General features: G+C 65.1%; 14 protein-coding genes. 13 read left to right on the forward strand and 1 reads right to left on the reverse strand.

What is annotated here, in order from left to right:
- The 6 genes from E8F06_RS06245 to E8F06_RS06270 all read left to right on the forward strand — a co-directional run.
- Window positions 1-1,029 (forward strand): methyl-accepting chemotaxis protein (locus E8F06_RS06245; protein ID WP_280365293.1); only part of this gene is annotated, 1,029 nt, incomplete at its 5' end.
- Between the two features lie 427 nt (window positions 1,030-1,456).
- A complete protein-coding gene (locus E8F06_RS06250) occupies window positions 1,457-3,076 on the forward strand; it encodes an acyl-CoA synthetase (RefSeq protein ID WP_280365295.1) in 1,620 nt (539 codons plus the stop codon).
- A gap of 19 nt (window positions 3,077-3,095) precedes the next feature.
- On the forward strand, window positions 3,096-3,863 hold the full coding sequence (locus E8F06_RS06255) for a 3-hydroxyacyl-CoA dehydrogenase (RefSeq protein ID WP_280365298.1): 768 nt from the start codon (window positions 3,096-3,098) through the stop codon (window positions 3,861-3,863).
- A gap of 10 nt (window positions 3,864-3,873) precedes the next feature.
- Complete coding sequence (locus E8F06_RS06260; RefSeq protein WP_280365300.1) at window positions 3,874-5,061, forward strand: acetyl-CoA C-acyltransferase; 1,188 nt, start codon at window positions 3,874-3,876, stop codon at window positions 5,059-5,061.
- Window positions 5,062-5,071: 10 nt separating this feature from the next.
- Complete coding sequence (locus tag E8F06_RS06265; RefSeq protein WP_077521693.1) at window positions 5,072-6,199, forward strand: acyl-CoA dehydrogenase family protein; 1,128 nt, start codon at window positions 5,072-5,074, stop codon at window positions 6,197-6,199.
- 130 nt (window positions 6,200-6,329) lie between these two features.
- Entirely contained in the window at window positions 6,330-7,103 is a 774-nt protein-coding gene (locus E8F06_RS06270; RefSeq protein ID WP_280365303.1) for an enoyl-CoA hydratase-related protein, read from the forward strand.
- Window positions 7,104-7,240: 137 nt separating this feature from the next.
- Here E8F06_RS06270 and E8F06_RS06275 read toward each other — a convergent pair whose 3' ends face one another.
- Complete coding sequence (locus E8F06_RS06275) at window positions 7,241-8,164, reverse strand: LysR family transcriptional regulator (RefSeq protein ID WP_280365305.1); 924 nt, start codon at window positions 8,162-8,164, stop codon at window positions 7,241-7,243.
- Between the two features lie 152 nt (window positions 8,165-8,316).
- Here E8F06_RS06275 and E8F06_RS06280 point away from each other — a divergent pair, with 152 nt between their 5' ends.
- From E8F06_RS06280 to E8F06_RS06310, 7 genes are all read left to right on the forward strand, one after another.
- Window positions 8,317-9,546 carry an acyl-CoA dehydrogenase gene (locus E8F06_RS06280; RefSeq protein ID WP_280365307.1) on the forward strand — a complete coding sequence of 410 codons (1,230 nt, stop codon included), beginning with the start codon at window positions 8,317-8,319 and terminating at the stop codon, window positions 9,544-9,546.
- Between the two features lie 889 nt (window positions 9,547-10,435).
- The gene (locus E8F06_RS06285; protein ID WP_280365309.1) at window positions 10,436-10,981 is read left to right on the forward strand and encodes a fimbrial protein; all 546 of its coding nucleotides are present in this window, start codon (window positions 10,436-10,438) and stop codon (window positions 10,979-10,981) included.
- Between the two features lie 87 nt (window positions 10,982-11,068).
- A complete protein-coding gene (locus tag E8F06_RS06290; RefSeq protein ID WP_280365311.1) occupies window positions 11,069-11,620 on the forward strand; it encodes a fimbrial protein in 552 nt (183 codons plus the stop codon).
- 15 nt (window positions 11,621-11,635) lie between these two features.
- Window positions 11,636-12,193 carry a fimbrial protein gene (locus E8F06_RS06295; RefSeq protein WP_280365312.1) on the forward strand — a complete coding sequence of 186 codons (558 nt, stop codon included), beginning with the start codon at window positions 11,636-11,638 and terminating at the stop codon, window positions 12,191-12,193.
- 60 nt (window positions 12,194-12,253) lie between these two features.
- Complete coding sequence (locus E8F06_RS06300) at window positions 12,254-12,817, forward strand: hypothetical protein (RefSeq protein WP_280365314.1); 564 nt, start codon at window positions 12,254-12,256, stop codon at window positions 12,815-12,817.
- A gap of 71 nt (window positions 12,818-12,888) precedes the next feature.
- Window positions 12,889-13,440, forward strand: coding sequence for a fimbrial protein (locus tag E8F06_RS06305; RefSeq protein WP_280365316.1), 552 nt, complete (start codon window positions 12,889-12,891; stop codon window positions 13,438-13,440).
- Between the two features lie 44 nt (window positions 13,441-13,484).
- Window positions 13,485-14,054: a fimbrial protein gene (locus tag E8F06_RS06310; protein ID WP_280365318.1), complete on the forward strand. Its 570-nt coding sequence runs from the start codon at window positions 13,485-13,487 to the stop codon at window positions 14,052-14,054.
- The last annotated feature ends 208 nt before the right edge of the window (window positions 14,055-14,262 follow it).

The following is a 14,262-nucleotide window of genomic DNA, read 5'->3' on the forward strand; positions in this document are numbered from 1 at the left end:
GCCGGCCTGCTGCTGGTGTGGCTCACCGCCCGGGGCGTGACCCGGCCGATCCAGGGCGTGGCCAGCATGCTCAAGGACATCGCCAGCGGCGAAGGCGACCTGACCCGCCGCCTGGACTACGCCCGCCAGGACGAACTGGGTGAGCTGGCCGGCTGGTTCAACCGCTTCCTCGACAAGCTGCAGCCGATCATCGCCGACGTGAAACGCTCGGTGCAGGACGCCCGCGGCACCGCCGACCAATCCGCCGCCGTGGCCAGCCAGACCAGTGCCGGCATGCAGCAGCAGTACCGCGAAGTCGACCAGGTGGCCACCGCCTCCCACGAGATGAGCGCCACTGCCCAGGACGTCGCCCGCAGCGCCGCCCAGGCCGCCGAAGCCGCCCGCGGTGCCGACCATGCCACCCAGGAAGGCCTCGGCGTGATTGGTCGCACCACCAGCGCCATCGAGCAACTGGCCAGCGAAATGAGCGCGGCCATGGAAGAGGTGCAGGCGCTGGCCAACAGCAGCGAGCAGATCGGCTCGGTGCTGGAAGTGATCCGCGCCATCGCCGAGCAGACCAACCTGCTGGCGCTCAACGCCGCCATCGAGGCGGCGCGGGCCGGTGAGGCCGGGCGCGGCTTCGCGGTGGTGGCCGACGAGGTGCGCAACCTGGCCAAGCGCACCCAGGACTCGGTGGAGGAAATCCGCCAGGTGATCGAAGGCCTGCAGCACGGCACCCGCGAGGTGGTCGGCTCGATGCACAGCAGCCACCGCCAGGCGCAAGGCAGCGTCGAGCAGGTGGAGCAGGCGGTGGTCGCCCTGCAACGCATCGGCGAGGCGGTGACGGTGATTACCGACATGAACCTGCAGATCGCCTCCGCCGCCGAGGAACAGAGCGCGGTGGCCGAGGAGATCAACCGCAACGTGGCGGCGATCCGTGACGTCACCGAATCGCTCTCCGGCCAGGCCGAGGAATCCGCCCAGGTCAGCCAGGCGCTGAACCGCCTGGCCAACCACCAGCAGGGGTTGATGGATCAGTTCCGGGTCTGATTTGCCCCTCCCGGCCCCTTTCCCGCATGCGGGTGAGGGGCTGCTTTTTTGTGGGGGCGAATTCATTCGCCAAGCAGACCGCAGGTCTGCCCCACGAACACCCAGCCACGCCTGACTACCCTCACCCCCGGCCCCCGCTCTGCGCCCCGGCCAGATCGCTTCGCACTCAGGCGTTCATCGGCAACGGAAGCAGTACTTCCGAAAGCATGCCTCTTCACCCCAGATGGAGAGGGGGCTGTCCGTGCCCGCCGGCAATGCTCTGCTTTTCTGTGGGGGCGATTTCAATCGCTAAGCAGGACGCAGTCCTGCCCTCCCAATCCCCCTGTCAATTCCGCTCACCCAGGTTGATGCCTTTCGACATTGCCGCCACCGCCCCCCGGCGCGACCATCCCGGTACTCCAACAAAAACAACCTGGGAGTCCTCCCGATGCGCGATTACTTTACCGCTGCCCACGAGTTCGACTACGCCAGCGCCGCGTCCACCACCCTGGCGGGCGATCTCGATGCCCTGAATGCCTGCGTCGAATGCTGCGACCGCCACGCCGAGCCGGGGCGCGTTGCGCTGGTCTGGGAGGGACGCAACGGTGAGCAGGCCACCTGGACCTTCGCCCAGCTCAAGGAGGCGTCCGCGCGCTTTGCCAATTTCCTGCAGGCCCGTGGCGTGCGCCCCGGCGATTGCGTCTCGGGCATGCTCCCACGTACCCCGGAGCTGCTGATCACCATCCTCGGCACCTGGCGTGCCGGCGCCGTCTACCAGCCGCTGTTCACCGCCTTCGGGCCCAAGGCCATCGAGCACCGGGTGCAGGGCGCGGGTTCGAAGCTGGTGGTCACCGACCTCACCAACCGTCCCAAGCTGGACGAAGTGGAAGGCGTGCCGCCGGTGCTGACGGTGGGCGATGACTTCTGGGCCGAACTGGAGCGCCAGCCGGACAGTTTCGAACCGGTGCTGCGCAAGGCCTCCGATCCCTTCCTGCTGATGTTCACCTCCGGCACCACGGGCCTGGCGAAGCCGCTGGCCGTACCGCTCAAGGCCATCGTCGCCTTTGTCAGCTACATGCGTGACGCGGTCGATCTGCGCCCGGACGACAAGTTCTGGAACCTGGCCGATCCGGGCTGGGCCTACGGCCTGTACTACGCCGTGACCGGTCCTCTCGCCATGGGCCATGCCACCACCTTCTACGAGGGTGGTTTCACCGTAGAAAGCACCTGCCGCATCATCCGCGAGCATGGCATTACCAACCTGGCCGGTTCGCCCACGGCCTATCGCCTGCTGCTGGCTGCCCGTGACGAGGTAGAGGCCGCGATCAAGGGCAACCTGCGTGCCGTCAGCAGTGCCGGCGAACCGCTGACCCCGGAGGTGATCCGCTGGTTCGGCGAGGGCCTGGGTTGCACCATCCACGACCACTACGGCCAGACCGAACTGGGCATGGTGCTGTGCAATCACCATGCGCTGGAACACCCGGTGCGCCTGGGCGCAGCCGGGTTCGCCATGCCCGGCCACCGCGTGGTGGTGCTGGACGAACAGCACCGCGAACTGCCCGTCGGCCAGCCCGGCATCCTAGCCCTGGACATGCCGCGCTCGCCGCTGTTCTGGTTCCCCGGCTATCAGGGGATGGCCACCAAGGCCTTCGTCGGTGACTACTATCTGAGTGGTGACACCGTGGAGCTGAACGACGATGGCAGCATCAGCTTTGTCGGCCGCGCCGATGACGTGATCACCACCTCCGGCTACCGCGTCGGCCCCTTCGATGTAGAGAGCGCGCTGATCGAGCACCCGGCGGTGATCGAGGCGGCTGTCATTGGCAAGCCCGACCCGGAGCGCACCGAACTGGTCAAGGCCCTCGTCGTGCTGCACGCCGGCCACAGCGCCGACCCCGAACTGGCCGAAGCGCTGCAGCAATACGTGCGCAAGCGCCTGTCCGCCCATTCCTATCCGCGCGAGATCGAGTTCGTCGCGGAATTGCCCAAGACCCCGAGCGGCAAGATCCAGCGTTTTCTCCTGCGTAACCAGGAGATCGCCAAGGCCCAAGCGGCCGCCGCCAACTGAACCCCGAGGAGTAGCAATCGTGCGTATCGAGAATTCCGTTTTCCTGGTGACCGGCGGCAGCTCCGGTCTCGGCCTGGCCACTGCCCGCGAATTGGTGGGGCTGGGCGGCAAGGTGGTGCTGGTGGATATCAATGCCGACGCCGGCAATGCCCGTGCCGAAGAACTGGGCGCCAATGCCCGCTTCGTGAAAGCCGACATCACGCGTGAAGAGGACGCCCGCGCCGCCGTGGCAGCCGCAGTGGAGGCCTTTGGCGGCCTGCACGGGCTGGTCAATTGCGCGGGTGTCGCGCCGGCCGAGAAGGTCATCGGCCGCAACGGTGCCCATGGCCTGGACAGCTTCGCCCGGACCATCAGCATCAACCTGGTTGGCAGCTTCAACATGCTGCGCCTGGCCGCCGAGGCCATGTCCCAGGGGCAGCCCAATGAAGAGGGCGAGCGCGGCGTGATCATCAACACCGCCTCGGTTGCAGCCTTCGACGGCCAGATTGGCCAGGCTGCTTATTCCGCTTCCAAGAGCGGCGTGGTCGGCATGACCCTGCCGGTTGCCCGCGAGCTTGCCCGCCACGGTATCCGCGTGATGTGCATCGCTCCCGGCATCTTCGAAACCCCAATGATGGCCGGCATGCCCCAGGAGGTCCGTGACTCTCTCGGTGCTGCCGTGCCTTTCCCGCCGCGCCTTGGCCGTCCGGCCGAGTACGCCGCTCTGGTCCGCCACATCGTCGAGAACGCCATGCTCAATGGCGAAGTGATTCGCCTCGACGGCGCTATCCGTATGGCCGCGAAATAAGGAGGACGCCATGAACAAGGATTCCATCGTTATCGTCAGTGCTGCCCGTACCGCCATGGGCGGCTTTCTGGGTGACTTCAAGGACATGACCGCCGCGCAACTGGGCGCCGCCGCCAACCGCGCCGTGCTGGAACGCGCCGGCCTTCAGGGCGACGCCGTGGACGAGGTCATCATGGGCTGCGTGCTGCAGGCCGGTCAGGGCCAGGCTCCTGCGCGTCAGTCCGCGCTCGGCGCTGGCCTGCCCCAGGGCGTGGTCTGCTCCACCGTTAACAAGATGTGCGGCTCGGGCATGAAGACCGTGATGCTGGCGCACGACCTGTTGCGTGCCGGCAGTGCCGATGTGGTGCTGGCCGGGGGCATGGAGAGCATGTCCAACGCGCCCTACCTGCTGGAGCGCGCCCGCTCCGGCTACCGCATGGGCCACGGCAAGGTGCTCGACCACATGTTCCTCGACGGCCTGGAAGACGCCTACGACAAGGGCCGCCTGATGGGTACCTTCGCCGAGGACTGCGCGCAGGCGTACGGCTTCACCCGCGAGCAGCAGGACGCCTTCGCCATCGCCTCCCTGACCCGTGCACAGAAAGCCATGGCTGACGGCCGCTTCACCGCCGAGATCGTCCCGGTGGAAGCGAAATCCGGTCGCGACCTGGTGACCATCAGCCAGGACGAACAGCCGCCGAAGGCGCGCCTGGACAAGATCCCCACCCTCAAACCGGCGTTCCGCGAGGGCGGCACTGTCACCGCAGCCAACTCCAGCTCCATTTCCGACGGCGCGGCATCGTTGCTGCTGATGCGCCTGGAGGAAGCGGAGAAGCGTGGTCTGACGCCGCTGGCCCAGGTTGCCGGCCATGCGTCCTTCGCCCAGGCGCCGAACCTCTTCACCACTGCACCGGTGGGCTCCATCCAGCGTCTGCTGACCCGTACCGGCTGGAGCCTGGGCGAGGTCGACCTGTTCGAAGTCAACGAAGCCTTCGCCGTGGTGCCGATGGTCGCCATGCGTGACCTGGACATTTCCCACGACAGAATCAACGTCCATGGCGGTGCCTGCGCCCTGGGCCACCCCATCGGTGCCTCCGGTGCCCGTGTGCTGGTGACCCTGCTCAATGCGCTCCAGCAGTACGGCCTGAAGCGCGGCGTGGCGTCGGTGTGCATTGGTGGCGGTGAGGCCACTGCTGTCGCTATCGAACTCATCAAGTGAGGGCAGGGCGATGATCCCGAACGAAGACGAAATCCAGATTCGCGATATGGCCCGGCAGTTCGCCCAGGAGCGGCTGAAACCCTTTGCCGAGTCCTGGGACCGCGAACACCGCTTCCCCGCCGAGGCCATCCGCGAAATGGCCCAGCTGGGCTTCCTCGGCATGCTGGTGCCGGAAGAGTGGGGCGGTGCGGCCACCGGTCACCTCGCCTATGCCATGGCGCTGGAGGAAATCGCCGCTGGCGACGGCGCCTGCTCCACCATCATGAGCGTGCACAACTCGGTGGGTTGCATGCCCATCCTCAAATACGGCAGCCAGGAACAGAAGGAGCGCTTCCTGCGTCCGCTGGCCACGGGCGAGATGATCGGCGCCTTCGCCCTCACCGAGCCCCAGGCCGGATCGGATGCCAGCGACCTGCGCACCCGCGCCCGCCGCGATGGCGATCATTACGTGCTGAACGGCGCCAAGCAGTTCATCACGTCGGGCAGTCATGCGGGGATGGTGATCGTCTTCGCCGTTACCGACCCGCAGGCCGGCAAGAAGGGCATCAGCGCCTTCATCGTCCCCACCGATACCCCCGGTTATCAGGTGGTGCGGGTGGAGGACAAGCTCGGCCAGCATGCTTCCGATACCTGCCAGATCCAACTGGATGATGTGCGTATCCCGGCGTCCCTGCGCCTGGGCGAGGAGGGGGATGGCTATCGCATCGCCCTGTCCAATCTGGAAGGCGGGCGCATTGGCATCGCCGCGCAATCCGTCGGCATGGCCCGCGCAGCATTCGAGGCGGCACGCGACTATGCCCACGAGCGCAAGACCTTCGGCAAGCCGATCATCGAGCACCAGGCCGTGGCCTTCCGCCTGGCCGACATGGCAACCCAGATCGCCGTGGCGCGGCAGATGGTTCATCACGCCGCGAGCCTGCGCGAAGCCGGCATGCCCTGCCTGACCGAGGCGTCCATGGCCAAGCTGTTCGCCTCTGAAATGGCCGAGAAGGTCTGCTCGGCGGCCATCCAGACGCTCGGTGGCTACGGCTACCTGAAGGACTTCCCGGTGGAGCGCATCTACCGTGACGTGCGGGTGTGCCAGATCTACGAAGGCACCTCGGATGTGCAGCGCATGGTGATTGCGCGCAGCCTCTGACCCTCTGGGGCAGCTGCGCTGCCCTTGGCGAATGAATTCGCCCCTACAACGGCCTGCTTTCCCTGTAGGGGCGAATTCATTCGCCAATCGGCCCACAGGGCCGACCTCCCTTTCTCTTCAGGAATTCGATATGACCTACCAGACCCTGCTGGTGGAGCAGGCCGGCGCTGTCGGCCTGGTCACCCTCAATCGCCCCGAGGCGCTGAACGCCATCAACACCCAGCTCATCGACGAGCTGAACCAGGTACTCGACGGCTTCGAGCGGGATGCGGCCATCGGCTGCGTGCTGATCACCGGTTCCGCCAAGGCCTTCGCGGCCGGTGCCGATGTGAAGGAAATGGCCAGCCTTTGCTTCCCCGGCACTTATCTCGACGACTTCCTCGGTCGTTGGGACCGCGTGGCGCAGCGGCGCAAGCCGATCATCGCCGCGGTGGCCGGTCACGCCCTGGGTGGTGGCTTCGAACTGGCGCTGATGTGCGACTTCATCATTGCCGCCGATACCGCGCGCTTCGGCCTGCCTGAGGTGAAGCTGGGGGTGATTCCCGGAGCGGGTGGCGTCCAGCGCCTGACTCGCCTCGTAGGCCGCGCCAAGGCCATGGAAATGCTGCTGAGCGGCCGCAGCATGGATGCCATCGAAGCCGAACGCAGCGGCGTGGTGGCGCGCGTGGTGCCGGCGGCGGAATTGCTGGAGGAAGCCCTGGACAGCGCCAGCCGCATCGCCGCGCAATCGCGCACGGCGGTGATGATGCTCAAGGAGTGTGTGAACCGGGTGGATGAAGGCTCGCTGGGCGAGGGCCTGCGCTTTGAGCGGCGGATGTTCCAGGCGGTGTTCGCCACGCCGGATCAGAAGGAAGGCATGGGGGCGTTCATCGAGAAGCGGAAGCCGGTGTTTGGCAAGGGCTGAACGGTTGGCGTTTTTTTCTTGTGGGGGCGATTTCAATCGCTAAGCAGGACGCAGTCCTGCCCTGAGAAGGGGCAGCTGCGCTTCCCATAGCGAATGAATTCGCCCCCACAGGTTTCCATATCCCGCGGTGCTGGCGATCAGGCCCGCTCCTTCTGCTCCTGCGCCGTCACCTGCTGGCAGATCTCGATGATCTGCTCGCGCATCCAGCGGTTGGCCGGGTCCTGGTCGGTGCTTTCGTGCCAGTAGAGGTGAGTCTCCAGGGCGGGCACGTCGTGCACCGGCACGTCCACGTAGTGCAAGTCCTGGCGACGGGCGAAGCGTTCGGGAACGGTGATGGCGAGGTCGGTGCCGTGCAATACGGTGGACGCCATCAGGTAGTGCTGCGAGCGCAAGATGACTTTGCGCTGGATTCCCATCTTGCCCAGCGACAGGTCCACGTAGCCCAGGCCGCTGCGGCGGCTGGAAATCTGAATGTGCGAGAGCGACAGGTACTCGTCGAGCGTGATCTTTTCCTTGGCCAGCGGGTGGCCACGGCGCATGGCGCAGACGTAGCGGTCTTCCATCAGCTTGACGTGGCGCACCTGCGGGTCGGTGTTCAGCGGGGCGTCGACGGCGAAGTCCAGACGGCCGGCGGCCAGCTCCTTGGTGGTTTCGCGGCGCTTGGCCAGGAAACTCTCGATCTGCACGGTCGGCGCCAGGCGGCGCAGGCGCTGGAACAGTGGCGGCAGGATCACCGTTTCGGTGAGGTCGGTCATGCTGATGCGGTAGGTCTTGTTCGCCTGCGCCGGGTTGAAGGTGCGGCTTTCCTGTACCGAAACCCGCAGCAACTGCAGGGCGTTGCGTACCGGTCCGATGATGTTCTGCGCCATGGGCGTGGGCACCATGCCCTGGGCGGTACGCACGAACAGCGGGTCATTGAAGGTTTCCCGCAGGCGGGCGAGGGCGTTGGAAACGGCAGGTTGGGTAATACCGACGATCTGGCCGGCGCGGGTCAGGTTGGCCTCGGTATAGATAGCGTCGAAGACGATGAAGAGGTTGAGGTCTACCTTGTTCAAATTCATGCCGGACGTGCTCCTGAAAGTTGTTCTTATCAGCGGATCATATATCGGTGATGAATGTTCATAGATGCCGAAAATAGACTAGGGAAATCTTACGCCCTGTTCTAGCATCCTTACCAGACCTCACTAACAGCCCCGCAAAAAGGTAGCCCCGCATGGATTTCGCCTATTCCCCGAAGGTCCAGGAACTGCGTGAACGCGTCACCGCATTCATGGACACCTACGTCTATCCGGCCGAGCCGGTATTCGAGCAGCAGGTTGCCGAGGACGACCGCTGGCAGCCCACCGCGATCATGGAAGAGCTGAAGGCCAAGGCGAAGGCGGAAGGGCTGTGGAACCTGTTCCTGCCGGAGTCCGAACTCGGCGCCGGCCTGACCAACATGGAATACGCGCCGCTGGCTGAGATCATGGGCCGCTCGCTGCTGGGCCCGGAGCCCTTCAACTGCTCCGCGCCGGACACCGGCAACATGGAAGTGCTGGTGCGCTACGGCAACGAAGAGCAGAAGCGCCGCTGGCTGGAGCCGCTGCTGCGCGGCGAGATCCGCTCCGCCTTCGCCATGACCGAGCCGGGCGTGGCCTCGTCCGACGCCACCAACATGGAAGCCCGCGCCGTGCGCCAGGGTGACGAGTGGGTGATCAACGGCAGCAAGTGGTGGACCTCGGGCGCCTGCGACCCGCGCTGCAAGATCCTCATCTTCATGGGCCTGTCCAACCCGGACGCGCCGCGTCACCAGCAGCACTCGATGATCCTGGTGCCCACCGACACCCCCGGGGTGAAGATCGTGCGTCCGCTGCCGGTGTTCGGCTACGACGACGCGCCCCACGGCCACGCCGAAGTGGTCTTCGAAAACGTGCGCGTGCCCTACGAGAACGTGCTGCTGGGTGAGGGTCGTGGCTTCGAGATCGCCCAGGGCCGCCTTGGCCCGGGCCGTATCCACCACTGCATGCGCTCCATCGGCATGGCCGAGCGCGCCCTGGAACTGATGTGCAAGCGCGCCGTCAGCCGTACCGCCTTCGGCAAGCCGCTGGCACGTCTGGGCGGCAACATCGACAAGATCGCCGACTCGCGCATGGAAATCGACATGGCGCGCCTGCTGACCCTGAAGGCGGCCTACATGATGGACACTGTCGGCAACAAGGTAGCCAAAAGCGAGATCGCGCAGATCAAGGTCGTAGCACCCAACGTCGCCCTGCGGGTGATCGACCGCGCTATCCAGATCCACGGCGGCGCCGGTGTTTCCAACGACTTCCCGCTGGCCTACATGTACGCCATGCAGCGCACCCTGCGCCTGGCCGACGGCCCGGATGAAGTGCACCGCGCGGCCATCGGCAAGTTCGAGATCGGCAAGTACGTTCCGAAGGAAATGCTGCGCAGTAGCCACTGATCGCCGTCCACGGAAAGACCCGCTTCGCGCGTAATGCTGTTCAGTCAGGCACCGCCAACGGGGTATCGCTGTTGTGGTAGGAGCGAGCTTGCTCGCGAAGCTTTTCGGGATATCGCCCCATTCGCCAGCAAGCTGGCTCCTACAGTGATTCCTCGCTGCAGAAACCAGGAACGCCGCTTACCCGCTGAGGGATAAGCGGCGTTCTTATGTGAGCGGTAGCCCGGATGCAATCCGGGACGCGCGGCGCTCGGGTCGCCCCGGATTCCATCCGGCTACAGGCTGTGCCTGGCAGCCTGTTGAAATTCACCGCCTGTAACTATCGAAATGCCCGACCCATCCTCCGGGGGGGGCTATGCGCTAGTCGGTAGCCCCGATGAAATCCGGGGAAAGTCCTATCGCCGGTACTTCCAGAGATCGCGGTGCCAAAGCCAGCGCGGCGGCTGCCTGATCCCGCGCCGAAAGCCGGCCGAACCTCTCCGGTTGGTGCTGACGAGCTCCCGACGGCTGCGGAATAGACGATTCCTACGACCGCCCGGGGTCAGGTTCCATGGTGGAGAGCGCAACCCCTCCCATACGATTCCTGCCCCATGGCAGCCGAGGAATTCGGCTGCGGTCGCATCTGTTCCTGCCAAGGATGGCCCCCCATGAATCACCCATGCCCTGACGCGCTACGACCGAAAAAGCCTGGAAGCTGTTTCGACCTCGTAGTGGCCGAATCCATCGCCCCCCTGTTCCGTCCACCCCGCCGAATTCCAGGCTCCACTGGAATGGCCGGCGCTGCTCCGCATTGCCGGGCCTCGTGTTCCCTGGCTCGTCACACCAGACACTGGAGGCCACGCCTCTCGGTGCAACCCCTAGCAACGACATCCGTACAAGGAGTACGTCCAACATGATCAAGAAACTCACCCTCGCCGCCCTGGTAGCCGCCGCCAGCCAGGCCGCCCTGGCCTCGCCGAACACCAGCATCATCCAATTCAGGGGGGTGGTTCAGGGCAACACCTGTGACATCTCGGTCAACGGTGTGACCACCCCCACCCCAACGACCGTCACGCTCGCGGACGCCCTGGCCGAAAACCTGACCAAGGCCGGCGACACCACCGGCGAGACCGACTTCGACATCGAGCTGAAGAACTGCTCGGGCCCCGGCACCAAGGCGCGTGCAAGCTTCAAGGGCGGCAACGGCACCACCGTCGCCAATGGCCGTCTGGACAACTTGGCCTCCGCCGGAGCCGAGAACGTCCAGCTGGAACTGGTGCACAAGTTCTCCGGCGCCGGTAGTGCCATCGCAGTGGACGGCGACCAGAGCGCGCTCCCCTACGTCGACATCGTCGGCGGCGCGGCCAGGCTGCCCTACGCCATCCGCTACTACGCCACCGGCGCCGCCACCCAGGGCCCTGTCGAGGGTGCCGTGGAATTCACCGTCGCCTACCAGTAAGGGAACCAGCGGCCGGGCTCGCCCCGGCCGCTTTCCGGCCCGGCTTGCCGTGAACCTCGCCGGGCCAGATCTGCAAGGAGTGCCTTCATGCTGTTCAAACGACTATCCCTGGCGGTGTTGGTCGCCGCTGCCAGCCATGCCGCCCTGGCCTCGCCGGCCACCAGCACCATCCAGTTCGAGGGGGCGGTGAAGGGCACCACCTGCACCGTCTCGGTTGGCGGCGTGGACGCCTCGACACCGAGCACCGTGATCCTCAGTGACCTGGACCCGGATGACATCTCTGAGGGAGCGTACTGGTGGCGCCAGGGAGCGAACTTCTCCATCGACCTGATGGGCTGCTCCGGCTCCGCCACCCTGGTGCGCGCCAGCTTCCAGGGGGCCAATGGCACCACCGTCACCGATGGCCGGCTGAACAACATGGCGACCGACAGTCCCGCCAGCAATATCCAGTTGTGGCTCAGGGTGGCTTATCCGCACTCACGAGATATCGAGGTGGGCGGCGACCAGAGCACGCTCCCCTACGCAAGCATCTGGGCCGGCATGGCCTGGTTGGGCTACGAGGTCCGCTACACCGGCGAGTCCGCCCCCAGCGCGGGCAACATCGAGGCCGCCGTGGAATACACCGTCGCCTACCAGTAAGCAAGGAGTAACGCCATGTCGTTGAAACGACTGTCCCTGGCCATGCTGGCTGCCGTCGCCAGCCAGGCCGCCCTGGCGGAGCCCGCCACCGGCCTCATCCAGTTCAAGGGGAAGGCGCGGCACAATACCTGTACCGCCTCGGTCGGCGGGGTGGAGTCATCCAATACGGCCACCGTGATCCTTCGCGAAGCCATCATCCGCAAACTGGCAAATCAAGGGGACAGCGATGGCCAGACGGCCTTCACCATCGACCTGAAGAATTGCTTCTCCTCTATTTCATCGGCAGATGTCTTCTTCAGGGCCGCTCCGGGCACCACCGTCACCGATGGCCGGCTGGACAACATGGCGGCCGACAACCCCGCCCGCAATGTCCAGCTGCAGATCAGCGACGAGTACGACTTCCGTGTCGATGTGGGTGACCCGGGGATACAGCCACCCAATTCATGGTACGGCGATGTTCAGGTCCAGGACCGGGTGGGCAAGAAGGCCTACAGCGTCAGCTACTACGCCGCCGGCCCCGTCACGCGGGGCAATGTCGAGGCGGCCGTCGAGTACGTCATCCAATACTTCTGAGCGGCAAGCGTCGGGGGCGGGACGCTCCCTCTGCCGTAACGGACTACAAGGAGTAGCCCTATGCTATTCACGCGACTTTCCCTGGCGGCGCTGCTGGCGGCCGCCGGCAGCCAGCCGGCCCTGGCAGGCCCGAACTCCGGCATCATCCAGTTTGAAGGTGAGGTGCTGGCCAGTACCTGCACCATCTCGGTCAATGGGGAGGAGGCGTCCAACCCGGTGACCGTGACCCTTGAGGACGTTTTGATTGGAGAGGTATTTCGGAAAAGAACGGATTTCTCCATCGACGTGGCGGACTGTCCGAGCTCTGTCCGTTGGGTGTACGCCACCTTCAAGGCTGCCAATGGCGGCACTGTCACCGATGGCTACTACCTGGACAACCTGGCGACCCTCAATCCCGCCAAGCATGTCTGGTTGGAGTTCCTCTATCTCCGAGACGGCAGCAGCTCCGAAGGCTGGGTCAGGCTGGATGGCCAGTATGTCCCTGAGTATGTCCCTGACTACCTCAACCTGAAGGACGGCGCGGCCAGGATGCGCTTCATTGCTAAATATAGCGCTCCCTACGGCGGTCTCGTCACCGTGGGCAGTTACGAGGGAGCAGTGGAGGTTGCCTTCCGTTACAACTGAGCCGGCTTACGGCTGCCCATGACGTGCTTCCCCGATCTTCAAGCTGCAGCAGGCTCACGAGGACTACCTTCATGCTGTTCAAACGACTTTCTCTGATGGTGCTGGCCGCTGCCGCCAGCCAGGCCACCCTGGCCGAACCGACCGTTGGCACTATCCGCTTCAAGGGCATCGTGCAGGACACCACCTGCAGCGTGTCCGTCAACGGCGTGGAAACCCCGAACCTGGCGACCGTGCTCCTCTCCGAGACCCCGATCAATTGGCTGGTCAAACCGGGAGACGTCGCCAAGGCAGAGCTCTTCGATATCGACCTGACGGACTGTGACGGTCCCTCCACCCTGGTGCGCGCCAGCTTCCAGGGCACAAACGGCACCACCGTTACCGAGGGTCGCCTGGACAACATGGCGGCCGACAACCCCGCCCGGAACGTCCAGTTGATGCTCGAAGCGGATCACGGCAAGCAGGTGGAGTTTGTTGAAGTAGGGGGAGACCAGAGCCTGATGTCTCCCGCCGAAATCGAGGGAGGCATCGCCAGGTTGCAATACGCAGTCTCGTATTACGCCACCGGCCCCGTCACCGAGGGCAACTTCGAGGCTGCGGTGGAATACACCGTCGCCTATCAATGATGGCGGCCAGTGGCAAGCCGCAACCGACCTGCAAGGAGCACCCCATGCTGTGCAAACGACTTTCCCTGGCGGCGCTGCTGGTCGCCGCCAGCGAGGCAGCCCTGGCTTCGCCAAGCACTGGCACCATCCAGTTCAAGGGCGTGCTGAAGGGCACGACCTGTACCGTCAGCGTCAACGGGTCGGGTGCCACTGACCTCAGCATAAGCCTCTGGAGTATTCCCTCCCTCCTGCTTGCCCAGCCGGGCGAGAGCGGACAGGCAGCCTCGTTCTACATCCATCTGGAGAAATGCTGGGGGGCAGCCACCAAGGCGCGCGTTACCTTGAAGGGCGCCAATGGCAACACGGTCACCAATGGCCGTCTGGACAATATGGCGACGGTCAACCCGGCCAAGAACGTCCAGTTGGAGGTTCGGTATGTCAAGGATTTTGGGGGGTGGGACTCGCCCTTCGTCGATGTAGGCGGCGATCAGAGCATGATCCCTTACCGCGATATCACGATGGACGGCTGGAACCCAGATAGCGGCAGGAGGTTCGAGATCCGTTACTACGCCAATGGCCCCGTCACCGAGGGCAAGGTCCAGGCCGCCCTGGAGTACACCGTCGAGTACCAATAGCGGGCGAGCGCCGGGCCAGGACTCTTTCATGTGGGGGCGAATTCATTCGCTGAGGGCAACGCAGTTGCCTCCACGGCTCAGTAAGGCAGCCCTTCGGCCTGCATCGCGATTGAAATCGCTCCCACAAGGTTTTTCCGCCCGCCCCGGTAGCCCGGATGCAATCCGGGAAACCCTGCCGCTGTCCCTGGATTCGATCCGGGCTACGACT

The sequence above is a fragment of the Pseudomonas sp. BN411 genome (assembly GCF_029871235.1).
Taxonomy (GTDB): Bacteria; Pseudomonadota; Gammaproteobacteria; order Pseudomonadales; family Pseudomonadaceae; genus Metapseudomonas.

Bases quoted from the DNA above. Each gene is read 5' to 3' on its own strand.
- E8F06_RS06270 (WP_280365303.1), top strand. From the start codon at position 6,330: ATGACCTACCAGACCCTGCTGGTGGAGCAGGCCGGCGCTGTCGGCCTG.
- E8F06_RS06300 (WP_280365314.1), top strand. From the start codon at position 12,254: ATGCTATTCACGCGACTTTCCCTGGCGGCGCTGCTGGCGGCCGCCGGC.
- E8F06_RS06290 (WP_280365311.1), top strand. From the start codon at position 11,069: ATGCTGTTCAAACGACTATCCCTGGCGGTGTTGGTCGCCGCTGCCAGC.
- E8F06_RS06295 (WP_280365312.1), top strand. From the start codon at position 11,636: ATGTCGTTGAAACGACTGTCCCTGGCCATGCTGGCTGCCGTCGCCAGC.
- E8F06_RS06275 (WP_280365305.1), bottom strand. From the start codon at position 8,164: ATGAATTTGAACAAGGTAGACCTCAACCTCTTCATCGTCTTCGACGCT.
- E8F06_RS06265 (WP_077521693.1), top strand. From the start codon at position 5,072: ATGATCCCGAACGAAGACGAAATCCAGATTCGCGATATGGCCCGGCAG.
- E8F06_RS06285 (WP_280365309.1), top strand. From the start codon at position 10,436: ATGATCAAGAAACTCACCCTCGCCGCCCTGGTAGCCGCCGCCAGCCAG.
- E8F06_RS06310 (WP_280365318.1), top strand. From the start codon at position 13,485: ATGCTGTGCAAACGACTTTCCCTGGCGGCGCTGCTGGTCGCCGCCAGC.
- E8F06_RS06305 (WP_280365316.1), top strand. From the start codon at position 12,889: ATGCTGTTCAAACGACTTTCTCTGATGGTGCTGGCCGCTGCCGCCAGC.
- E8F06_RS06260 (WP_280365300.1), top strand. From the start codon at position 3,874: ATGAACAAGGATTCCATCGTTATCGTCAGTGCTGCCCGTACCGCCATG.
- E8F06_RS06280 (WP_280365307.1), top strand. From the start codon at position 8,317: ATGGATTTCGCCTATTCCCCGAAGGTCCAGGAACTGCGTGAACGCGTC.
- E8F06_RS06250 (WP_280365295.1), top strand. From the start codon at position 1,457: ATGCGCGATTACTTTACCGCTGCCCACGAGTTCGACTACGCCAGCGCC.